The sequence below is a fragment of the Algoriphagus sp. 10J20-15 genome (genome assembly GCF_055809615.1).
This window is the reverse complement of record NZ_JBVVUG010000011.1, coordinates 17897-39308: the sequence shown is the minus strand read 5'-3', so window position 1 is coordinate 39308 and position 21412 is coordinate 17897. Positions and strand designations below refer to the sequence as shown.

20 protein-coding genes, 1 other RNA gene and 3 pseudogenes are annotated in these 21412 nt (G+C 39.6%); 10 read left to right on the top strand and 14 right to left on the bottom strand.

Annotated features, from left to right (window positions below; translation table 11 throughout):
- Window positions 1-28 precede the first annotated feature (28 nt).
- On the top strand, window positions 29-433 hold the full coding sequence (locus tag AC0L6R_RS05960; protein ID WP_473270375.1) for a nuclear transport factor 2 family protein: 405 nt from the start codon (window positions 29-31) through the stop codon (window positions 431-433).
- Between the two features lie 149 nt (window positions 434-582).
- Here the strand turns inward: AC0L6R_RS05960 and AC0L6R_RS05955 are convergent, their stop codons facing one another.
- Together AC0L6R_RS05955 and AC0L6R_RS05950 are read right to left on the bottom strand one after the other, a co-directional pair.
- Window positions 583-1314 (bottom strand): LytR/AlgR family response regulator transcription factor, encoded by a 732-nt coding sequence (locus AC0L6R_RS05955; protein WP_473270373.1) that lies wholly within the window; start codon window positions 1312-1314, stop codon window positions 583-585.
- On the bottom strand, window positions 1311-3257 hold the full coding sequence (locus tag AC0L6R_RS05950; RefSeq protein ID WP_473270371.1) for a tetratricopeptide repeat protein: 1947 nt from the start codon (window positions 3255-3257) through the stop codon (window positions 1311-1313). The genes AC0L6R_RS05955 and AC0L6R_RS05950 overlap by 4 nt, the downstream gene beginning before the upstream one ends.
- A gap of 194 nt (window positions 3258-3451) precedes the next feature.
- On the opposite strand from AC0L6R_RS05950, the gene AC0L6R_RS05945 reads away from it, so the two are divergent.
- Window positions 3452-3970, top strand: coding sequence for a nuclear transport factor 2 family protein (locus tag AC0L6R_RS05945; protein ID WP_283414226.1), 519 nt, complete (start codon window positions 3452-3454; stop codon window positions 3968-3970).
- 133 nt (window positions 3971-4103) lie between these two features.
- On the opposite strand, the gene AC0L6R_RS05940 is transcribed toward AC0L6R_RS05945, so the two are convergent.
- From AC0L6R_RS05940 to AC0L6R_RS05895, 10 genes and pseudogenes are all read right to left on the bottom strand, one after another.
- Window positions 4104-5123 (bottom strand): bifunctional 3-deoxy-7-phosphoheptulonate synthase/chorismate mutase, encoded by a 1020-nt coding sequence (locus tag AC0L6R_RS05940; protein ID WP_339869109.1) that lies wholly within the window; start codon window positions 5121-5123, stop codon window positions 4104-4106.
- A gap of 87 nt (window positions 5124-5210) precedes the next feature.
- Window positions 5211-5621, bottom strand: coding sequence for a hypothetical protein (locus AC0L6R_RS05935; protein ID WP_473270369.1), 411 nt, complete (start codon window positions 5619-5621; stop codon window positions 5211-5213).
- Between the two features lie 38 nt (window positions 5622-5659).
- On the bottom strand, window positions 5660-6433 hold the full coding sequence (gene trpA, locus AC0L6R_RS05930) for a tryptophan synthase subunit alpha (RefSeq protein ID WP_473270368.1): 774 nt from the start codon (window positions 6431-6433) through the stop codon (window positions 5660-5662).
- Window positions 6434-6760: 327 nt separating this feature from the next.
- Window positions 6761-7939 carry a tryptophan synthase subunit beta gene (gene trpB, locus AC0L6R_RS05925; protein ID WP_473270366.1) on the bottom strand — a complete coding sequence of 393 codons (1179 nt, stop codon included), beginning with the start codon at window positions 7937-7939 and terminating at the stop codon, window positions 6761-6763.
- Between the two features lie 46 nt (window positions 7940-7985).
- The gene (locus tag AC0L6R_RS05920) at window positions 7986-8612 is read right to left on the bottom strand and encodes a phosphoribosylanthranilate isomerase (RefSeq protein ID WP_283414221.1); all 627 of its coding nucleotides are present in this window, start codon (window positions 8610-8612) and stop codon (window positions 7986-7988) included.
- Window positions 8613-8704: 92 nt separating this feature from the next.
- Window positions 8705-9525, bottom strand: a pseudogene (gene trpC, locus AC0L6R_RS05915) (indole-3-glycerol phosphate synthase TrpC).
- Between the two features lie 6 nt (window positions 9526-9531).
- Window positions 9532-10542: an anthranilate phosphoribosyltransferase gene (gene trpD, locus AC0L6R_RS05910; protein ID WP_473270364.1), complete on the bottom strand. Its 1011-nt coding sequence runs from the start codon at window positions 10540-10542 to the stop codon at window positions 9532-9534.
- Between the two features lie 32 nt (window positions 10543-10574).
- Window positions 10575-11142: pseudogene (locus AC0L6R_RS05905) on the bottom strand (anthranilate synthase component II).
- Window positions 11143-11196: 54 nt separating this feature from the next.
- Entirely contained in the window at window positions 11197-11583 is a 387-nt protein-coding gene (locus AC0L6R_RS05900) for a four helix bundle protein (protein WP_283414217.1), read from the bottom strand.
- Window positions 11584-11617: 34 nt separating this feature from the next.
- Complete coding sequence (locus AC0L6R_RS05895; protein WP_473270363.1) at window positions 11618-13030, bottom strand: anthranilate synthase component I family protein; 1413 nt, start codon at window positions 13028-13030, stop codon at window positions 11618-11620.
- Window positions 13031-13452: 422 nt separating this feature from the next.
- Here AC0L6R_RS05895 and AC0L6R_RS05890 point away from each other — a divergent pair, with 422 nt between their 5' ends.
- The 8 genes from AC0L6R_RS05890 to AC0L6R_RS05855 all read left to right on the top strand — a co-directional run bounded on the left by AC0L6R_RS05890 (window position 13453) and on the right by AC0L6R_RS05855 (window position 19125).
- Entirely contained in the window at window positions 13453-14007 is a 555-nt protein-coding gene (locus tag AC0L6R_RS05890) for a hypothetical protein (RefSeq protein WP_283414215.1), read from the top strand.
- Between the two features lie 26 nt (window positions 14008-14033).
- Window positions 14034-14264 (top strand): hypothetical protein, encoded by a 231-nt coding sequence (locus AC0L6R_RS05885; protein WP_473270361.1) that lies wholly within the window; start codon window positions 14034-14036, stop codon window positions 14262-14264.
- Between the two features lie 118 nt (window positions 14265-14382).
- Window positions 14383-14468: signal recognition particle sRNA small type (gene ffs, locus AC0L6R_RS05880), an RNA gene on the top strand.
- A gap of 188 nt (window positions 14469-14656) precedes the next feature.
- Entirely contained in the window at window positions 14657-15316 is a 660-nt protein-coding gene (gene fsa / locus AC0L6R_RS05875; RefSeq protein WP_283414213.1) for a fructose-6-phosphate aldolase, read from the top strand.
- A 45-nt stretch (window positions 15317-15361) separates the two neighbouring features.
- A complete protein-coding gene (locus AC0L6R_RS05870) occupies window positions 15362-15565 on the top strand; it encodes a fructose-6-phosphate aldolase (protein ID WP_283414212.1) in 204 nt (67 codons plus the stop codon).
- Window positions 15566-15567: 2 nt separating this feature from the next.
- Window positions 15568-16278: a cell division ATP-binding protein FtsE gene (locus tag AC0L6R_RS05865; protein WP_283414211.1), complete on the top strand. Its 711-nt coding sequence runs from the start codon at window positions 15568-15570 to the stop codon at window positions 16276-16278.
- 67 nt (window positions 16279-16345) lie between these two features.
- Complete coding sequence (locus tag AC0L6R_RS05860) at window positions 16346-17740, top strand: S41 family peptidase (RefSeq protein WP_283414210.1); 1395 nt, start codon at window positions 16346-16348, stop codon at window positions 17738-17740.
- Between the two features lie 152 nt (window positions 17741-17892).
- Window positions 17893-19125 (top strand): S8 family serine peptidase, encoded by a 1233-nt coding sequence (locus AC0L6R_RS05855; protein WP_473270358.1) that lies wholly within the window; start codon window positions 17893-17895, stop codon window positions 19123-19125.
- Between the two features lie 417 nt (window positions 19126-19542).
- Here the strand turns inward: AC0L6R_RS05855 and AC0L6R_RS05850 are convergent.
- Together AC0L6R_RS05850 and AC0L6R_RS05845 are read right to left on the bottom strand one after the other, a co-directional pair.
- A pseudogene (locus tag AC0L6R_RS05850) lies at window positions 19543-21037 on the bottom strand (TonB-dependent receptor domain-containing protein).
- A gap of 40 nt (window positions 21038-21077) precedes the next feature.
- On the bottom strand, window positions 21078-21386 hold the full coding sequence (locus AC0L6R_RS05845; RefSeq protein WP_473270357.1) for a hypothetical protein: 309 nt from the start codon (window positions 21384-21386) through the stop codon (window positions 21078-21080).
- Between the last annotated feature and the right edge of the window lie 26 nt (window positions 21387-21412).

The following is a 21412-nucleotide window of genomic DNA, read 5'->3' as shown; positions in this document are numbered from 1 at the left end:
TAAATAAACCCACTAAAAGAATAGAAATATGGCAACTACAAACATGTCTATCATAGATGGACTTTACCAAGCATTTGCAGTCGGAGACATCCCGACTGTCAAGTTGGGAAGTATGGATTCAAACATTGCTTGGAACGAAGCAGAAGGCAATGCCTATGCTGATGGCAATCCCTACATAGGACCTGACGCGGTACTGAACGGCGTTTTTGGCAGGATAATGCAGGAGCATGAATATTTTAATCTGAAAGATATCGAGCTGCACGAGATGCTCAACGATAAAGTGTTGGCCACTTTGCGCTATGACGCCAAATACAAAGAAGGGAAGACTTACAATGCCCAAGTAGCACATTTATGGACACTAAAAGATGGAAAAATCGTGGCTTTCCAACAGTATGTGGACACCAAAAAATTACACGAGGCAAATACGAAGTAAATAATCTCTATTCCCCAATGAGCACGGAATAGGAATTCCAATTCTGAGCTCATTGGGATCCTTTCACAGTTGTAGGCTTTAAACGTAAACACCCCAGAACAACCTGTTTATCAATAAACTACTATGAAAATTTAGTGATTCAAGAATCTCTACACCTTATTCATGAGCTTATACAGCTCGTCCTTGTACTGTTTTCCAATGGGAATGAGTTTATCCTTAAACTCTACATGAGAATCGGCTACGGCCTCCAATTTGGAGAAATTGACCATGAAGGATCTGTGGATTCTTACAAAGCGCTTTTGATCTATTTTTTCGCAAAGCTTATTTAAAGGACTGACGATGGTATAGGATTGCTGCGTGGTAATTATTTTACAATAATTCCTTTCGGCCTCCACCCACAGAATTTCGTCCAGCATTACCTTTACCAATTTATTTTGGCTCCTGATAAAAATCCTGTCTTCCTGAGCTTCTACAGAAGTATCCATGGAAGAAATATCTGCTGGTTTTTTTTTAATTCTTTCCTCTACTAATGCAATTGTCCTTTCTAGATTTTGCTTGGAAAATGGTTTGGAAATAAAGGCAAAGGGATGGGTCTCTTTTGCTTTTTGAAAGGTAGCATCATCTTCATTTGCCGTTAGAAAAATCAAGGGAATATCCAAAAATTTATGGATTGCGTGGGCGACGTCTATCCCTGTAGCTTTTCCTTTCAATTGAATATCCATCAAAATAATGTCCGGCTTAGTCTCCAGGGCGTGATGGATGGCTTCTTCTCCCTTTGTTTCTATCCCAGTGACTTCATAACCTAGATTGGTTAACTGCAAACTGATATTCGCAGCTATAATCATATCATCTTCTACAATCAAAATTCGAGTTGCACTCATGCGGCATTGTTTAGTAAAAATTCAAAAGAAAACTCCGTTCCTGAATCATTAATCAAGGTCATCCTTCCATCTAACTGGCGAGTAAGCAAACTGATCAGCTCTCTTCCAAAACCTGTACCCTGTGCAGTAGGATTATCCTGTATCCCAATTCCATTATCAGAAACCATCAAGATAAGGTTTCCCTCCCTTTCAAATAGACTTACTGAAATCTTACCAGACTCTTGGTTGGGGAAAGCATACTTCAGGGAATTGGAGATCAATTCATTCACTATCAAACCAATTGGGATAGCCACATCCACATCGAGTTCTAAGACTGGCATTTCTGCTGAAAAATCAATTCTATTCTCTGCATCAAAAGTATCCAAAATGAATCTCCCCAAGGCTTCAAAAAATGCTTTCATCTCCACCTGTTTTAGGTTACCCTCTTTATAAAGACTTAAATGAATCATACCCATACTTTGCACTCGGGTATAAGTTTCCTCCATCACTTGCTTAAACTTCGGATCATCAATTTTGGCGATCTGGAGGGTAAGTAGGCTTGAAATAGTTTCCAGATTGTTTTTGACCCGGTGATGAATTTCTTTGAGCAAAAACTCTTTCTCCTTGTTCTTCTTCTCCAATAGTACGCTGTATTTCTTTTTCCGAAGGAACACTCGATAAAGCAGAAATAAGATCACTACCAATACGCCTGCGAGGGTAAGGTAAAATACCTGCAAAATGCGTTGTCTACTCAATGCTGCTTCTTGTAGCATTATGGTATTTTCCTTTTGAGCAACGTCCATCTGGGTCTGGAGTAGTGATATTTTTTCCTCCGCCTCTACAGTGAAAACATCATTTCGAAGTTCATCTGATTTCCTCGAAGCAATCAGCGCTTTTTGAAATGATTCAGCACCTTCATAGGCTTTACTTAATTCCTCGTAGACCAAACTCAAGTAAAATTTATCCCCAAAGTTTTCAGTGGCTTCAATGATACTGGTCTCTAAATAGTCCGCTGCTTGAATAAAATATCCGGACGCATTACTTACTTTTCCTAGCGCCATATAGGAACGCATAATCATAAATTCGTTTTGCAGTAGCTCAGCATAGCGAAGAGCCTCCTTGCCAGAATCCAGTGCTTCTTTATAGGCTCCCTTTTGAGAATGGAGATTGGCCAAAGCAATAAATGTGTCGCTGAGATTATTATAAAAACCGTAACGTTCTCCTAAATCAATTGATTGCTGAAAATAGGTAACTGCTTCTTCCGGTCTATTTAAATCAACCATGTATTGCCCTAATAAATGTAGGGTGAAATCATAATCAAGATCATCAAGACCTCTTTTTTCAAATATTTCAAGGGATTTTAAACCGTAATTCAGCGCAGCATCAAACTTCCCTTGCTTCCAAAAAAGATTACTCATATCGGAATATGCCATAGCAATCGCTTTGCTATCTTCATACTTTTCTCCTAGCTCAAGAGTTTTGGATGCATAGGTAAACGCCTCACCCAGCAATCCCTTTCTCTCATAGACATATCCTAAATTGGTATACAGTAACCAGCCTTCACTTTCTGGGATTTTGGTAATAGCGTCTATTAACGCCTTTTCAGCCAAATCCAATTCCTCCATTCTCAGCAAAACAGCGCCTTGGGATACCAATAATTTTCCTTCCCAAAACGATTCATTTTTGTCTCTGGCTTCCTGTAAACCCATTTCAATATACTCCAGAGCAATTTTCAGGTTTCGTGTATGATAATAATAGCCAAGATCATTTATCACCTGCAATCTTAAAGGGGAATCTTTTGGCATTTCAAACACCGCAGCCTCCATTTTATTCAAATAATCTTCTTGAAAATCATCCGATATTACAAAAACCTCATTGTAAAGGAATAATCCATTTTTCACTTCGATTTGAGCAAATCCCGCGAATGAAATCAATAAAAAAGCTACTGAAAAAAAATTCTTCATCTTTAAATGTAAGAAATTGATTCATTTGAAAATCAGTTTTTTGTATATAAAATAAGCTTTGGCAAATATTTAATGCAGTTGGGGAACAAACGAGCTACGTTCATACTAGATCGTTTTTCATTTGACTTAAAAAAATCCAACTTCTCTTCCAGTAAACCTATTTATTGACTCACGAACTCTAAAAATCAAGTCACATGAAAAATTTAATTATTGCTATGCTGTTTCTTTTGACGATGGCATGCACTACTCAAACAAGGTATACTCAGCAATCTGCTGAGATCGAAACCGTCAAATCTGCAATTACTAATTATGTCAATGGTGATTGGGACAATTATGCAAGTAATTATGCAGAAAATGCCGCGATCTTTTTTAACGCAACAGAAGAAAATCCAGCAACTGTCGCGGAAACAATTGCTAGCCAAAAACTCTCTGTAGAGCCATTTTCCACTTACACTTTCGATCGGGAAAATGATGAATATGAAATGGTGGTAACTGACGAAGGTGAAACTTGGGTGAATTTCTGGGGCACATGGAAAGGAACTCTTGCCGCAACTGGAGAAGATTTTGTAATTCCAGTACACCTTACCTACCAATTTGTAGATGGAAAAATTGTAAAAGCGCACGGATACTGGAATAATACTGCAGTTCAAATGACTTTGATGGAACTGCAAAAAGAAGCAGAGGAAATGGCGGCTATGGAGACCCCTGAATAAAACTACTTAACGCATTTTTTTAATTTTCAGGAGGTGGCTCATTGAATAAGCAGAGCTATCCTCTTGGAATCAATCCTTTACTTTTCAAAAACCAATAAAAAAAGCCTGTGTCACCACTGGCTTTTGAGCTTCTTTATAATAAATCAAATCCTTTTCGCATCGCGAAACTTTCCCTGATCCAGCTTGCGAGTCTTGCACTTTGAGCAAAATCCAAGGTCTGCTGTCCATCTGAGTAGGCTTTCTCAGGAACTTCATGAGATTCATAGATTATTCCGTCAGCTCCGGACATCACTCCCGCCAATGCCATCTGAGGCACATAGGCACGAATCCCTATTCCGTGCGAAGGATCTACAATAACTGGTAAGTGTGATTTAGCTTTCAAAATCGGAATAGCATTTAGGTCCAATGTATTTCTGGAAGCTCTTTCATAGGTTCTGATCCCTCTTTCACATAAAATCAGTTTCTCATTTCCTCCTGAAAACACATACTCAGCAGACTGCAAAAGCTCTTCGATCGTACCTGAGATACCACGCTTGATCATCACTGCCTTATCTACTTTCCCGAGTTCATCGAGAAGGTTGAAATTCTGGGAATTTCTAGCTCCCACCTGATACACATCCACGTAAGGATACATTTCTTCGATCTGGGAAGTTTGCATCACTTCGGTGACAATCTTTATCCCTGCTTCACTGGCAATTTGATGCCAAAGTTTTAGTCCTTCCAAACCCAAGCCACGAAATGCATAAGGGCTACTTCTAGGTTTGAAGACCCCGCCACGCATCATCTTTATGTCATTTTCCACGCAGTGGGCCACTACGGCACGGATTTGCTCTTCCGTTTCGATGGAGCAAGGCCCGGTGATCACCGCCATTTCCCCTTCTTTGATGAATACACCATCACCCAAATCAACAGAAGTTGGCTTAGCTTTCCACTTTTTGGACACCAACTTATACTCGTCAGAGACGATATGAATGTCGATGATTCCGTCCATCTGGCCGATTTTACGGATATCAAATTCCTTTTTACCAATACCGATTAGGTAGTCTCCTAATTGTGTTTTGACTTCTGTGGTCTTATAGCCGATTCCATTGACCACATTGATCAATTTATCTTTTTGGCTATCGGAAATATCGGGTTGAAGTTGAATAATCATTATTAAGTACGATTTATGAAATACGATTTACGAGGATGTCTTCAATTGAAATTTGTTGGCGAAGTTATTTATATGGGTATTTATGTTTCAATCCTCCCAGAATTTATCATCAAATAGAAAGTTTTGAATCATCCACTTATCATCTGCTTTGTAAAATAAAAAGGTGAACCTTAGTGGTTGTCTATCATATTTAGCAAAATAGACAAGTTTTATTAGGCTCTCCCCTCTTTCCATTTGTGATATTTTTTCATACCCTCGATAATCACCAATAATTCCTAAGGCACTTTGCAGCTGAACTTTCACCTGATCTAATGCTCCTGGATTTTGAGTTAGCCATGGGTTATCCTCAAACAATGCAAGCAAGGCTTCATTAGGAGATTTTTCGTAGGCATTAAAAAATTCCACAACTATTTTCTCAGGATCCGTCTGAGAAAAAGCTTGTTGGGAGAATGACAAAAGCGTAAAAACAAAGAAAATAATCAGAATATAGAATTTCATAAGGCGATGAGAATTTAAATTTCTGTAACGATACATTATCAATTCACCACTGATTGAATGTAATTCTGGATATCTTCACTCAGATTTTTCGAATCTTTTATTGTCTTGATGAAAGCCGAACCTATAATGGCTCCATTACTATAATTGGAAGCGGTGGTAAATGTTTCCGAATCTGAAATCCCAAATCCAATTAATCTAGGATTCTTAAGATTCATAGCTTTTACCCGCTCGAAATATGCAATCTGCTCCTCGGTGATTCCTGCCTTCGCACCTGTGATGCTATGTGAAGAAACCATGTAGATAAAGCCAGAGGTATTTTCGTCTATCTCTCTAATTCGCTTTTCGCTGGTTTGAGGTGAAATAAGAAAGGTATTGACCAAGCCATACTGCTCAAACAACTGCTTATAATCATCCAAATATTGCTGCATAGGTAGGTCAGGCAAAATCAAACCATCCACTCCGACTTCTTTGCACTTTTGGCAGAAAGCCTCCATTCCGTACTGCATAATTGGATTGAGATAGCCCATCATCACTACTGGAATATGGATTTTGGCACGAAAACCTCTCAGTTGCTCAAAGATCTTTTTCAATGAAATCCCGTTTTCCAGCGCAATCATATTGCTATCCTGAATAGTTGGTCCATCCGCCACTGGGTCTGAATACGGCACGCCAATCTCAATAATATCAGCTCCTCCAGCCTGGGCAGCCTCCATGATCGGCATCGTATCTTCCAATGCCGGAAAACCCGCCGTAAAGTAGATGGAGAGGACGCGCTCCTTTTTGGTTTCAAAGAGTTTATGTATTCGGTTCATTTGCATTTACGATTTAGGATATTGGATTTACGAGCGCCTCTTTAAAATTGAGACTTTTTCCCATTCCAGCATCAACTATTTTAGTTCAACCCTTTCAGGGTTTGTATTCAATTATAAAATTTCTTTCTAATGGGTTGCCCCAATGGCTAATCATGGTTAACCCCTTTTAAGGTTAATAGTGAAAGGTTCGTCTCAGGTTTCGGTCACTTCATTATTCAGCCTTCAACATTCTTCATTCACTATTATTTTGTTTAGGAAAAGCATGAATTATACGATGACGATTGAAGTTCAAAATGTCCTCGTAAATCCGATATCAAAAATCCCAAATCAATACTGCCCCCATTTAATATAAGTATCCAAATCCTTATCGCCTCTTCCTGACAAGTTGATCACAATCACATCATCTTTGGAATATTCAATCAAGTTTATTGCATGTATCGCATGAGCAGATTCGATTGCTGGGATTATCCCTTCCAATCTACTTAACTCAATTCCTGCAGCCATTGCATCTTTATCCTCCACTGCTACGAATTCACCTCTTCCTACATCAAATAAATGAGCATGAACAGGACCAATTTCAGGATAATCCAATCCAGCAGAAATAGAATGCGGCTCTACAACTTGCCCGTCCTCCGTCTGCATCAAAATCGTCTTTGATCCATGCAAAACACCTGGAGTTCCAAGAACAGTAGTTGCGGCTGATTTCCCGGACAAAACGCCCAGACCAGCAGCTTCCGCTGCAACTAAGCGAACTTGCGGGGTATTATAATAGTGGTAAAAAGCACCAGCAGCATTTGATCCTCCTCCCACACAGGCAATCACGATATCCGGATTTTCTGTTCCTTCTTTCTCTTTGAGCTGCCATTTGATTTCCTCCGAAATCACGGATTGAAATCTGGCCACCATCTCTGGATATGGGTGCGGCCCTACTACCGATCCAATGATGTAATGCGTGTCTACAGGATTATTAATCCAAGCTCGCATGGCTTCGTTAGTCGCATCTTTAAGTGTTTTCGAACCCGAAGTCGCAGGCACTACTGTAGCTCCCAAAATCTTCATCCGCTCCACGTTTGGATGCTGACGTGCGATATCTATTTCGCCCATGTATATGGTACACTCCATCCCCATCAGCGCACAAACCGTCGCTGTTGCCACGCCATGCTGACCCGCTCCGGTTTCTGCGATGATTCGCTTTTTCCCAAGCTTCTTTGCCAAGATGATCTGACCTATGGTATTGTTGACTTTATGCGCTCCAGTATGACAAAGGTCTTCCCGCTTTAGATATACTTTTGCCCCATACTTTTCTGAAAGTCTAGAAGCAAAATACAAAGGTGTGGGCCTGCCAACATAATCTTTCAGCAATCCTCTGAATTCATCCTGAAACTCCTGCGAAGCCATGATTGACTCGTAGTTTTCTTTCAGTTCTTCCACGTTTGGGTGCAACATTTCGGGGATATAAGCTCCACCAAATTTGCCGTAAAAACCCTTTTCATCTACTTTGATCATAATTCTATAGTTGATGGCTGATAGACCATGGACCATGGACTACCAACTATGGTCTAATTTTATTTTTAAAACTCTTCAGTTTCTCTATATTCTTTAATCCTGGAGCATCCTCAAATTTGGAATTCAAATCAACCCCTACCATCTGAGGCATTTTCTCTGCAAGGGAAAGAATTTCAGAAGCGCTCCCTTCATCCAGTCCTCCGCTAAGCAGGAATCCCTTTTCAAAGGGATAGCTTTCCAGTATTTGCCAATTGAATCTTTTCCCCGAACCCCCATGTTTTGGTGTGGCTGTATCAAAGAGGAAGTTTTCAACTAAACCCACATAATTTCTTAATGTTTCCCAGTCAATCGAATCTCCAACTGAAACGACTTTCCAAAGTTTTTTACCGGTTATCAACTTCAGTTCACGGACATATTCTGGACTTTCGTTTCCGTGCAATTGGATTACAGATAGGTTAAACTCATCAACTTTGGATAAAACAAACTCAATAGTCTCATTAACAAAGACCCCAACTTTCGGAATACCAGTCTCTGGGAATGACTCTGCAAAATCAGCTGAAACATATCTCGAAGATTGGGAATAGAATATCAACCCAATCCAATCAGGTTTAACTTCTTGAATTAGACGTTGGACATTTTCAGGATCCCGCATCCCACAGACCTTGATTTTCATAGGATTATAATTTGATTTTTATAGGCCATATGGAATCTCGCATGTGTGATAATTACCGCGGTTTGAGATTCTTTGAGTCATGCTCGATTTCATCAGATATTTACAGTTGATTCTTTAGCCGAAAGCTTCTTGTATTCTTTGATGAAATTGTAAGCTGCCTGTTCAGGTCTGCTCGATTTCATAAAGTTTTCTCCTATAAGAAATCCATCAAAACCAGCTTTTTTTAACGTGATCAGTGTAGCAGGATCAGAAATTCCACTTTCAGAAATCTTCACGAAATCACCAGTGGTATTTTGTCAACCAAATCCAAAGAGGTTTGTAATGACACATCAAATGTTTTCAGATTCCTATTGTTCACGCCAACCAAGTCTAATTCATCACAAAGGCTTCTTTCCAGTTCTTCCCCATCATGCACTTCCATTAGGATTTCAAGTCCCAAACTTTTTGCGAAAGCTGCTAATTCCTTCAATCTAGCGGGCTCCAAAGCCGCTGCGATTAGCAAAATACAATCCGCGCCTATAGACTTTGCTTCTAGAATCTGATATTCATCCACCACAAAGTCCTTTCGAAGAATCGGGCAGAAATTGAATTTACGGGCTTCCTTCAGATCGGCATTACTGCCACCAAAGAAGTCAGTATCCGTCAAAATCGATAAAGCCGAGGCCCCTGCCTGCATGTATCCTATACTTACTGCTTCTACCGAAGCAGAGCCATTGATCAAACCTTTGGAAGGGGATTTTCTTTTGAATTCAGAAATGATTCCAGACTTCTCAGGATCACACACATACTTTTTCATGGATACCACTTGACCGTCAAAAAAGACACTTTTTTCAAGCATCTTTGCAGGCACCAAACTTTTCTTTTCTGCTACTTCTACGTGTTTTTGAGCAATAATTTTATCTAAAATATTCATACAATTTTAAGCTAATGAAACTGAAGTTTTGGGATTAACGAGGCCTTCAAAAACGGCTAAAGCCTTGCCAGAAAGCAGCACATCTTCGGCTTTTGCCACAGCATCTGGGAAGGACAATCCTTCTTCGGCAGTGACCAATGCCGCAGCTGAGTTCGCCAATACCACAGCATTTTGACTCTTTGTTCCTTTACCTTTAAGTATTGCTTCAAAAATTCTGGCAGATTCCTGAATAGTACCTCCTCCTTTGATTGATTCAGCATTAAGTTGTGAAAGCCCTAGATTTTCAGGCTTCAATACCTTTTCGCCTTCGTTTGAAATCATTTTGAAATCCCCAGTCAAGGAAATCTCATCGTAACCATCCAAAGCATGTAGGATGGAGAATCTACCGTTCATTTCCTGATACAAATACCCATAAAGCCTGGCTAACTCCAGACTAAACACACCCACCAATTGTTTATTCGGAAAACTCGGGTTCACCATTGGGCCAAGCATATTGAAGAAGGTCTTTACGCCAAGATCTTTTCTGATTGGTCCTACATGCTTCATTGCAGGGTGAAATAGTGGTGCATGCAAAAAGCAAATCCCTACCTCATCCAAACTTTGTCGGATTTTATCGATGTCGTTGGTAAATTCATACCCAAAATACGCTAGTAGATTAGATGACCCGCAAATGGAAGAAACCCCAGTATTACCGTGTTTGGCCACATTCTGACCAGCTCCAGCGACTATGAAAGAAGATAAAGTAGAAATATTAAATGTATCCTTTCCATCACCTCCTGTACCACAAAGATCCATTGCGTCATATTCAGCGATTTCGACAGGAATGCAACGCTCTAGCATAGCTTGTCTAAATCCCGAAAGTTCCTCTACAGTGATACTTCTCATCATATATACGGTCATAAAGGCCGCGATTTGGCTTTGATTATAAGTACCAGCAGTAATGTTTTTCAATACCTCACGTGCATCTTCCCGCGTCAATGTGCGATGTTCGATGAGATGATTTAATATTTCTTTCATAATATTTAGGGAGTAGGTGGGTGGTTTGATTCTTAATTCTCCAACCAGTTTTTGAGAATCTGCACTCCGTTTTCAGTAAGAATACTCTCTGGATGAAATTGTACGCCCCGGACATCATACTTCTTGTGCCTCAAAGCCATGATTTGATTGTCGGGTGTACGGGCAATCACTTCCAAGTCTGATGAAAGGGTGATTTCATTAACGACCCAGGAGTGATACCTACCAATACTAAATGTATCGGGAACGCCCTTGAAAAGCAAGTCATCTTCCACTTTTACAATAGAAGCCACCCCATGAAGAACTTCTGATAAGTTAATTAAATCTCCACCAAAGGCTTCACCGATTGCTTGATGCCCAAGACAAACTCCCAATATTGATTTAGTGGAAGCATATTTCTTCAAAAGCTCAGGCATTATTCCAGCATCTTCAGGTACTTCCAGGTCCAGGAGAGAGAATTATTTTATCGTATTGAGAGACATCCTCCAAGCTGATTTTATCATTTCGGAACACATCCATATCTGCCCCATAACCAAGCTGGCGGACGATATATACCAAGTTGTAGGTGAAGGAATCGTAGTTATCTAGGACGAGTATTTTCATTTTAATTAATTGAAAGATTGGAAGATTGAAAAATTGGAAGATTCACCAGAGTCATCAACTTTTCTTTTTTTTATCTTCAAATTCATTTAGGTATTTGATTAAACCTTTTAATTCACTGGATAGCTCAACTAAGTCTAAGTAGTATTCTTGGTAAGCTCCTTTATCTATTTTACCAACTGATAGAAGCAAGAAAAGCTGGCTTCGAAGCTCACCAGCAGATCCCTTGGATATTTCTAAGTATCGGATAAACTGACGATTCCTGTTATATTCAAAGCCCTCTGCTATATTATTTGAAATCGAAATTGCAGATCCTATTAATTGATCTTTGGCACGATAGTCTTTAGCTAATTTTTCAGATTCCACTAGTTGATATATTCCCACACCTATTCTGATAGCGTGCTGCCAAACTGGCAAATCTTCAAATCGCTCGTATTTTGCCATAATTTTTCAATTTTAAAATCTTGCAATTTTCCAATTAAATTCCTTCCGCCGCCCTAAGAGCCACCCTAAGCGCTTCCAGTTTATTTGCCACTTCTTGCAATTCAGATGGGATAGTTGATTTGGCGACTACACCCGCACCTGCTTGGAATCTGAGTTGATTGTTTTCAGAAACAAATGATCTGATCAAAATCGCGTGATTGAAGTCACCATTGAACCCTAAGTAGCCAATCGCTCCACCATAGAACGTTCTAGAAACATTCTCCAACTCGTCTATCAGCTCCATCGCTCTGTATTTAGGAGCTCCGGAAAGTGTACCTGCAGGAAAGGTATCAGCTACCAACTGAAGTGGATTTGTTCCTTCTGGTAATTCTCCCGTCACTTTAGATACTAAGTGAATCACATGGGAATAATATTGAATCTCTTTAAAGACATCCACGGTAACTTTCTCAGAGGATCTACTGAGGTCATTTCTCGCCAAATCCACAAGCATCACATGTTCTGAATTCTCTTTTGGATCATCATAAAGTTTGCGGGCCAAAACTGCATCTTCCTGATCATTACCCGTTCTGCGGAAAGTGCCTGCAATTGGATATATGGTTGCTTTTTTGTCTTTCACAACGATTTGTGCCTCAGGCGAGCTACCGAAAACCTTAAAGGAACCGTAATCAAAATAAAATAAATAAGGTGAAGGATTGACAGATCTAAGGGCACGATATACATTGAATTCGTCACCTTTGAAGGCAGTGGAAAACCTTCTGGAAAGTACAATCTGGAACACATCACCTTTGAAGCAATGCTCCCGTCCTTGATTCAGAATTTTGAGAAACTCCTCATCAGTGTAGTTTGAGCTTTCTTCTCCTACTCTCTTAAACGAGTAGCTTGGAATATTTTTATTTGAAAGCAACCTTTCGATCTCATCCGTTAATTCCGGATTCTCCGCACCTGCCACTCTATGCTCTAATAAGTGAAGCTCATTTTTATAATGATCTACCACGATGATATTCTGATAAACTGAATATTGCATCATCGGCACCTCAGATGCCTTTGTATTCTGCAGATTGATATCTTCGAAATAGGCTACTGAATCGTATTGGATGTATCCAAAAAGTCCATTCGAGCTAAATTTAAAATTATCCTGACCCGTATCAAACTTGTTCCCAAAAGCTCTAAGGCTCTCCATCAGTTTCTGATCCGAACTCACTTTATAGGATACAGAATTCCCCAATGGTAAGGTTTCTTTCACTTCTCCAGCATTGAAACTGAAAGTTGCCAAAGGGTTAAAACAGATATAAGAATAACTATTTTCCTGACCATGATAATCTGAACTCTCGAGCAGAATAGGATTTGCAAAACGATCCCGAATCTGCAGATAAATACTCACAGGGGTGATTGTGTCCGCTAGGCGCTTTCTGTAAGTAGTTAAAATAGGTAGTTTAATATGAGTCATTTCGTGGTTATTTTTTCATATGATTATAATTTGGCTTTTAATGCCATATGGAATCTCGCAGCGATTATAATCATGTTAGTGTGTGACTTTTTAGTGTAGCTCGATTTCATGAAAAAAGGCTTACCGGAAATCCAGTAAGCCTTTTATATAATGTCGTAACGCAAAATTAAATGCAGGGGCTTTCTAAACTTCCTTTTGGAAAGAGTAAGAATGCCACCACCAATATTTGTTTGCGATTGTTTTCATAAGAATGGGAGCAAATTTAGAAAGGGATTGTTAAGGACAAAGCATCTGCACATCTTTTTTATCAAAAATTTACAGATACTAATTCAAAAACTTAAGCAAATGGGATTCATAGTGGCTAGAATCTGAAACTAAAACAATCTTAAAACGTTGACGATTAGGGAATAACCGCTACTGAAATGAAAAACACCCTATCCATCCTAATTCTTATTTTTGTGATCCAGGGAATTGCAAAGGCACAAAACGCAGCAGAATGGACTGCTCCCATGCATCAAGTAAATTTTAAAGCTGATTCAGGAGAAGAAGCTAAAATGGAAATTGATAGGGGATATCGTTACGCTGACCTTGATTTTGAAGGAAGAACATTCCATTTGTTTTTCAACCACGACGATAATCAAATAAAGAAAGCGCGAATTGTAGAACCTAAAACCAATCTACAAATTGCCAGAGGAAAGGGAAGTTACTTCTGGGGTAGTGCCCGATTTGAATTTGTAGATGGTGAAGTCTACAAAGTAAAAAGGAAGCGACATACAAACGGATATGAGATAATAGGCCCAAACGGCATACTTTTCAAGGTAGAAAACCACGCAATCAGCCCAGTAAAGCCTTTAAATGAAAAAGATTTTTTGGCTCAGGCATTTTATGTTTTTGAAAGGATAAAAATAACCCAAAGCAATCCCTCAGATGTGATGATTTATTACTCAAGTTATTACCCAATTGGACCGAATGAGTAATTTCGCGAAACAAACGCTCTAACATTATGGCAAAAGCATTTCCACAGTATTTCAAGCGAGTTTTTGACGATTACCAAGTTTTGGTACAAGTTGAACCTGAGACGTTCACAGGGATTGAACTAATAGTGCATCCAGATGGAAAAATAGAAAAGACAGAAATGACCTTTGATGAGGAGATTTTTGAAGACCTAGCAGAGGACAAATTTATCCACTGCAATGTGTTGGAATTCCAGATGCACTTCGCTAAGACGAAGTAATTTCAAATCTCAAATCTATAATTTGAAATTAATCCCCTCACAGTCAGCGCTAAAAGCGATCGATTCGGTAATCCTAAGTAAGATTATTGTAAAGATTAATATTCTCCTTACTTTTGCACCGGCGGCACGACCAGCTCCTGCTGAATCCCCCAGGTCCGGAAGGAAGCAAGGGTAGGTGGTTGAGCGGTGCGATGCCGCTTCTTTTTTTGCCCTATTTTTTTCTCGGGGTCTCCAATCAGGTTCCAAATCTTGATTAATCTTCTAACTTTGTTTCTTACAATCAAATCCATTTGGAATCATCCTTCTACATGGCTTATACCCTGTTTTTTATTTAAGACAAGAATAACAAAGCTTAAGAAAAGAGGTTTCAATACCTATTAAACAATTTAAACATGAAATTCTTTATTGACACAGCCAATCTTAGTGACATTCGCGAAGCTTATGACCTAGGTGTTTTAGATGGCGTAACTACCAACCCTTCCTTGATGGCCAAAGAAGGCATCAGCGGAGATGAAAAAGTAAGAGCTCACTACAAAGCGATCTGTGATATCGTAGATGATAAAGTTAGTGCTGAAGTAATCTCCACAGATTTCGAAGGTATGGTAAAAGAAGGAAAAGAGCTTGCTAAGATCGATGATAAAATCGTCGTGAAAATCCCAATGATCAAGGATGGCTTAAAAGCACTTAAATATTTCCAAAGTGAAGGTATCCGTACCAACTGTACCTTGATATTCTCTGCAGGCCAAGCACTACTTGCCGCTAAAGCTGGAGCATCTTATGTATCTCCTTTTATCGGAAGATTGGATGACATTTCTTTTGATGGAATGGAATTAATCGCCCAGATCGTACATATCTATGGTAACTACGGCTTCGAAACTGAAGTTCTAGCCGCATCCGTTAGACACAGCATGCACTTACTGAAGTGTGCTGAAGTTGGCGCAGATGTAGTTACTTGCCCATTGAAAGTAATCACCAGCTTATTAAATCACCCCTTGACAGATTCAGGTTTGGCAACGTTTTTGGCAGATCATGCCAAAGCAGCTGGCAAATAATAAGTAAAAGGCCGGCATTTGCCGGTCTTTTTTTCAATTTCCCCTATGTATATCATCAAAGTAAAAGGCAAAGCGAAAATCCCTGACTATATACAGATCAGAGACGAAAACTTTGTATTAGTAGCCTATTTCAGGGCAGATAGGCCATTGAAAAAAGTGGAGAAATTTGGCTTAGAAGGAAAGGAAGATGAATTAGAAGCGTTAATAAAGGATCTTCCTTTTGGAAAATTGCAAAAACTAGAACTATAAGAATGGATTTCAGTACACAACCTGTACTTCAGGTAAATCAAGCAACAATCTTTCAAGGAATTGACCCTATCCTTACAGATGTAAACTTCTCTGTCGAGCAGCACGAATTTGTGTTTCTAATCGGTAGAACGGGGAGTGGAAAAAGCTCCTTGCTTAAAACACTTTATGCCGATTTGGAGTTGAAAAGTGGAACTGCTGAGGTAGCAGGTTTTAATCTGAAAAATATTAAAACCAAGGAAATCCCCTTTCTAAGAAGAAAAATCGGTATAATTTTCCAAGATTTCCAACTCTTCAACGATCGATCAGTCGCGGAAAATTTAGCGTTTGTGATGAGAGCTACAGGCTGGAAAGACAAAGCAAAAATAAATGCCCGTATGGCTGAAGTTCTGCTGTTAGTTGGATTAAATAACGCCTCCAGCAAAATGCCTCATCAACTTTCAGGCGGAGAACAACAACGAGTAGTTATAGCAAGGGCTTTGCTTAATGAGCCTTCAATCTTACTAGCAGATGAACCTACTGGAAATCTTGACCCGGATGTTGCCGATGGTATTTTCAAGCTTTTCCAGGAAATAAATAAAAAAGGAACTGCAATCTTAATGGCAACCCATAATTATGATTTACTTCGTAAGTATCCATATCGAGTTTTGAAATGTGAGAAAGGAGAACTGCAGGATAGTCAGACACACGATGTTTCTTTTGGTTCCTCTTTTTGATATTTCGAGTTAAATATCAAACGATTATGCTAATTGCAGCGTTTATATTCACCCTAACATCCCAGATATGAAATCTTCCCTATTCTCAAGATCTTTACTATTGATTATCCTCAGTGGACTGCTTTGGAGCTGTAAAGATGATGACAAAGATCCTGTCGTAGATTCTGAGTTAACGCTTGAAGAAGAAATCAACAATTGGATATTTGATGTGATGGATGAGGTGTATTATTGGAGGCTCAATATGAAGACTCCAATTGCGGAGACTTCTGATCCTACAGCCTATTTCAATTCATTACTATACACACCTACAGATCGTTTCTCAGTTATTTATCCAGACTACCAAGAATTGATCAATTCCCTCCAGGGCATTTCTCTTGACCCTGGCTACGAAGCTAAATGGTATGGTCTACCCGACTCTGATGATGTTTATGGAGAAGTCATCTATACCAAGAAAAATAGTCCTACCTCATCAAAAGATCTAAAAAGAGGTGATGTAATTATAGCTATCAATGGTATTGGATTAACTAGGAGTAACTTCAGCGAACTTCGTGGACAGGCAGAACAAACACATACAATCACTACACTACGATTTAACGAGGAAACTTCTGCCTATGAAGAAATGCCAGATATTTCCCTCACTCCCATACAATTCTCTGAAGACCCGAATTTTCTAGATTCTGTTTATACAATTAACAATCAGAAAATTGGTTATGTGGTGTATAATTTCTTTGCACCTGGTACTTCAGCGGATTCTATCAAATACGACAAGGAAATGGATGCTGTTTTTGCCAAAATGAAAGCAGCAAACATCAATAACTTGGTTTTAGATTTACGCTATAATGGTGGAGGGTATGTTTCTTCTGCTGTTAATTTAGCCAGCCTCATTGGTCCCGGAGTGACAAGTTCTGACATCTTCTCGAAGACGAAATACAATCAATATATAATGACAAATATTCCATCTTTGAGTAATGTGCAGAGAACCTTCCTAGAAAAATCACAAAATATAGGGAACACGCTGTCTGGAAATAGAATCTACGTATTGACTTCTAGTGGAACAGCTTCAGCCTCTGAATTAATAATTAATGGTCTGAAACCTTACATGGAAGTTTTTTTAATAGGGGGTGTCACCTACGGTAAAAATGTAGGGTCTATCGCCATAGAAGACGAGGAGAACCCAGAAAACTCTTATGGCCTTCTACCTATAGTTACTCAAAGTTTTAATAGCTTAGATCAATCTGATTACACCTCAGGGTTCACTCCCAATATAGCTATCAATGAAAACACTGAGCGTCTAAGAGAATTGGGAGATATAAATGAAATCATGTTCAGAACAGCAATTGAGCAAATCACTGGAGTGCCATCATCAGCCAGAGTTACCAAATTGGATCGAATAGAACTCGCAAATACCTTGGAGGGAAAAACCCGGATGGGACAAATGATAGAATCCCCAATCAAAAAATAAGTTCTTAGCCCCGAAAATTCGGGGCTTTTTTTTGCCTTTACCTGCGCATCCAGAATTGGTTAATTCATATAATTTCCAGACATTATATGGACAAACTGCTCTAAGTACCTATCAAAGAGTTAGTTTATTAAACAAATTAACCACTTCATATTATGATCAACCAAAAACAACTATGGAAAAAACCTGCACTATATGCAGGAATCCTCATTGGCGCCCTTGCTTTCTCTTGCCAGCAAGAAGCAGAGTCTCCTATCACCGGAGATTCAATGGAATTCGTGAAATATCAGTCGGGTGATGTCATTCCTGGGAAATACATTGTTACGTTAATGCCTACAGGGATTAGTTTCAGAAAAGACCTGTCCTACTCTGCAGTCCAAGCTTCTATGAGAAAAACCGGTTCTGATCTTTTGGCAAAATATAGAATCGATCAAGAAAATCTAGGATATGTATACGGTAGCAGTATTGAAGGTTTTGCGGTTTCATTGACGGATGAGCAATATCAAGCAATCTCCAAAGATCCATCAGTAAAAGCTATTGAACAAGATCGTGTGATCGCATTAGCCCCACCCCCAGGCAAAGGACCAGGTAATGGTGGAGGAGGAGGGGGAGGAACTTCTTCACAGGAAATCCCCTATGGTATAGCAAGAGTAGGAGGAGGAGCAACCTATGTGGGAAGTAATAAAGCTTATGTCATTGATTCTGGAATTGATGCTTCGCATCCCGATTTGAATGTGGACGTAAATTTGGGATTTAATGCATTCACCAAAGGAAAGGATTCCAATCTTTCAAGTGATGGAAATGGTCATGGAACCCACGTAGCAGGGACCATTGGAGCAATAGATAACGAAATTGGCGTTGTCGGTGTAGCTGCTGGAGTAAAAGTTGTACCCGTAAAAGTACTGGACTCTAGAGGTTCCGGATCTTATTCTGGTGTGATCGCAGGGGTTGATTTTGTGAAGGCAAATGCGGCATCTGGAGATGTTGCAAACATGAGTCTTGGAGGCCCAACATCGGCAGCACTTGATGCTGCTGTAATCGCACTTGGTAATGCTGGAGTAAAAGTAGCACTTGCTGCTGGCAATGAAAGTACCAATGCTAATAATTCATCTCCGGCCAGAGTAAATGGTGACAATATCTTTACCGTTTCTGCCATTGATAGCAACGACAGATTTGCATCTTTCTCTAACTTTGGCAATCCGCCTATTGATTTTGCGGCGCCTGGCGTAGGTGTTTTATCTACCGTTCCTGGCGGATACGCAAGTTATAATGGTACTTCCATGGCCTCTCCGCACGTCTGTGGATTATTACTTTATGGCACCCCAAGAGACGGAGGAAACGCAATAAATGATCCATCTGGACCTGCAGATGTAATAGCAATAAAATAATAACTTAAAAAAGGTGATTCAAATGAATCACCTTTTTTTTGCTCATTATCAAATTGTTAAGTTTCTCTTTTTCAAAAGCATTGGTTTGAATTGCTGTTAAATTTGGAGTTCAAATTAACAATCATGGAAATCGCAGCAAGTTTCGCCCTTATACTATCAATCTACTTTCTAGGGTGCTTAGCACTAATTCAAGAAGTTGTAAGGCCAAACCGGCAACTTATAGTAGAAGGAAACACAAAAAAAGGTCAATGGGTAACCAATTATTCTAAGATCCTACTGATGAGTTTCGGGATTTCATTACTGACGACCTTTCTCGCCTACTACCTATTCCTATAATACTGGGAATTTTTACTAAATTCAATTGAAAAAGGCTACCAATTAATTTTTGGTAGCCTTTTTTATATGCTAAACCTGTTGCTATTCGAACAAATCGAATTTCAAACCAAAGTTCAATCGCGCATTGTAATATTCTGCCTGCATTGTTCTCGATTTGATTCCCTGATAATATCTCAATGGCTGGTTAGTCAGGTTATTTCCTTCGAAAAACACCCTCCACTTTGGCGTGATAGCATAGGAGGCATTTACATCCAAAAATGTCTGCTGGTCATAGTAACGATCTTCGAAAGCTTCTCCGCCCAATTCATCCAAATAATCAGAAGCAAAGTTTAAAGATACACGTGCTACAAACTTCCTGTTCTCAAAAGATAAAGAAGCGTTGAACATGTTGTCCGCTGTACCTGGTAATTCAATATCATCATTGTCTCTGCCTTCAATACCAGTTGTAGATGACTTGGTGTAAGTATAGTTTAGGTAAATTCCGAATCCTTTCCCATAACTGACGCTGTATAGAAGCTTCCAGCCCATAGATTTTTGCAGTGCCCCCATTTTCTGGGCGGGAATATTGAAGATCGGAACCAAACTGTGGATCACTATATCCTTGAGAGGTGATCGTGTAGACGAAATCATCAACATCCTTATAAAAACCGCCCAATGAAAATAACCCTACGTTGTCAAAGTACTGCTCCCCCATCAAGTCAAAATTCATTGCAGTTGCTGGTCTTAAATTTGGGTTGCCACGAGCAAGCTCCTCATCTTCTGGACTAAACTCCGCATAAGGAACCAGATCAAAGTAATTTGGTCTGGCAATGGTATTTGTCCAAGCAAATCTTAGGACTGAGTTTGAATTCATATTGTATTTCAAATGTACTCCAGGCATAAAGTTGGTGTAGCTTTGCTCGCCTTCTGCAGATGAAATCTCTTCGTTATCTATATCAAAAATATTCCCGACGTAGTCAATTGCTGTATGCTCTAGTCGCACACCAGCTATCGCTGAGAATTTTTCTGAAAACTGATGATCTGCCATCACATATCCTCCTGTAATGGTTTCCTTGGCATTGTAATTTCCTGGCGCATACTCTTCCGGAATATCACTTTCTTCAAATAAACCCGAGTTTTTGAAATCCAAACCACCCAAATACTCCGGCGTCATAAATGTGCCTACTTGGTATTGCGAACCTACTAGGAAATTAGGATCTGAGTAATTATCATTTGGAACGTCTGCTATTGTTTCTCCGAAAGCTTCCTCATCCAAAGGCTCATATTCGTAGAAGTTGTTTTCCCGCTCCTTATTTTTTCCTCTGTACCTCAAACCAAATTGAAGGATACCCTTAGGACTATAAGGAAGTTTGAAATCCAATTTTGCATTCAAGTCGCGGTCAGATGTATACCCATATTGCTCTGAAAGCCCATTAAACCCAATCCCAAGATTATCTGCAGGATCAGTTAGGTATGCGTACGGTTTCTCCGGGTTAGATACATCTACAGTGACATCTTGCCCTGAAGATCTATAGGAAGTATAGCGCTCAAATGGTCTTTCTTCGGATGCCTTCGCATACGTTGCTGACCAATCCATTTTCAGTTTGTTGAATATATGACTACCGCCCAGTGTCGTGTTATATACTCGCTGATCCTTCCAGTCTAGCCGCTTTATTTCTATCGCTATCCAAACCACCTTTGGTCTCGTATTCTACGCGGCCTTTCGTGAGGTAATTCCCGGAACTGACCTCAGTAAAATCACCCTCATCAAATGAATCATCCAACTGGCTAACTCTCATTCTGAATCTATTTTCCCAGTCATCCCGGTGATTATACATTCCGGAAAGGAAAAGTGTATGATTGTCATTGATCTCATAATCGAAAGCAACTGAAGCAGATCTACGCACACGCTGCACTCTATACTCTCTAATATCAAATTCTTCCAAGGCGACCCCATTATCGTACTCTTTCC

What these genes read in the sequence shown, in the direction of transcription:
- AC0L6R_RS05960 (WP_473270375.1), top strand. Translation starts at nt 29, where the DNA reads ATGGCAACTACAAACATGTCTATCATAGATGGACTTTACCAAGCATTT.
- AC0L6R_RS05955 (WP_473270373.1), bottom strand. Translation starts at nt 1,314, where the DNA reads ATGAGTGCAACTCGAATTTTGATTGTAGAAGATGATATGATTATAGCT.
- AC0L6R_RS05950 (WP_473270371.1), bottom strand. Translation starts at nt 3,257, where the DNA reads ATGAAGAATTTTTTTTCAGTAGCTTTTTTATTGATTTCATTCGCGGGA.
- AC0L6R_RS05945 (WP_283414226.1), top strand. Translation starts at nt 3,452, where the DNA reads ATGAAAAATTTAATTATTGCTATGCTGTTTCTTTTGACGATGGCATGC.
- AC0L6R_RS05940 (WP_339869109.1), bottom strand. Translation starts at nt 5,123, where the DNA reads ATGATTATTCAACTTCAACCCGATATTTCCGATAGCCAAAAAGATAAA.
- AC0L6R_RS05935 (WP_473270369.1), bottom strand. Translation starts at nt 5,621, where the DNA reads ATGAAATTCTATATTCTGATTATTTTCTTTGTTTTTACGCTTTTGTCA.
- trpA (WP_473270368.1), bottom strand. Translation starts at nt 6,433, where the DNA reads ATGAACCGAATACATAAACTCTTTGAAACCAAAAAGGAGCGCGTCCTC.
- trpB (WP_473270366.1), bottom strand. Translation starts at nt 7,939, where the DNA reads ATGATCAAAGTAGATGAAAAGGGTTTTTACGGCAAATTTGGTGGAGCT.
- AC0L6R_RS05920 (WP_283414221.1), bottom strand. Translation starts at nt 8,612, where the DNA reads ATGAAAATCAAGGTCTGTGGGATGCGGGATCCTGAAAATGTCCAACGT.
- trpD (WP_473270364.1), bottom strand. Translation starts at nt 10,542, where the DNA reads ATGAAAGAAATATTAAATCATCTCATCGAACATCGCACATTGACGCGG.
- AC0L6R_RS05900 (WP_283414217.1), bottom strand. Translation starts at nt 11,583, where the DNA reads ATGGCAAAATACGAGCGATTTGAAGATTTGCCAGTTTGGCAGCACGCT.
- AC0L6R_RS05895 (WP_473270363.1), bottom strand. Translation starts at nt 13,030, where the DNA reads ATGACTCATATTAAACTACCTATTTTAACTACTTACAGAAAGCGCCTA.
- AC0L6R_RS05890 (WP_283414215.1), top strand. Translation starts at nt 13,453, where the DNA reads ATGAAAAACACCCTATCCATCCTAATTCTTATTTTTGTGATCCAGGGA.
- AC0L6R_RS05885 (WP_473270361.1), top strand. Translation starts at nt 14,034, where the DNA reads ATGGCAAAAGCATTTCCACAGTATTTCAAGCGAGTTTTTGACGATTAC.
- fsa (WP_283414213.1), top strand. Translation starts at nt 14,657, where the DNA reads ATGAAATTCTTTATTGACACAGCCAATCTTAGTGACATTCGCGAAGCT.
- AC0L6R_RS05870 (WP_283414212.1), top strand. Translation starts at nt 15,362, where the DNA reads ATGTATATCATCAAAGTAAAAGGCAAAGCGAAAATCCCTGACTATATA.
- AC0L6R_RS05865 (WP_283414211.1), top strand. Translation starts at nt 15,568, where the DNA reads ATGGATTTCAGTACACAACCTGTACTTCAGGTAAATCAAGCAACAATC.
- AC0L6R_RS05860 (WP_283414210.1), top strand. Translation starts at nt 16,346, where the DNA reads ATGAAATCTTCCCTATTCTCAAGATCTTTACTATTGATTATCCTCAGT.
- AC0L6R_RS05855 (WP_473270358.1), top strand. Translation starts at nt 17,893, where the DNA reads ATGATCAACCAAAAACAACTATGGAAAAAACCTGCACTATATGCAGGA.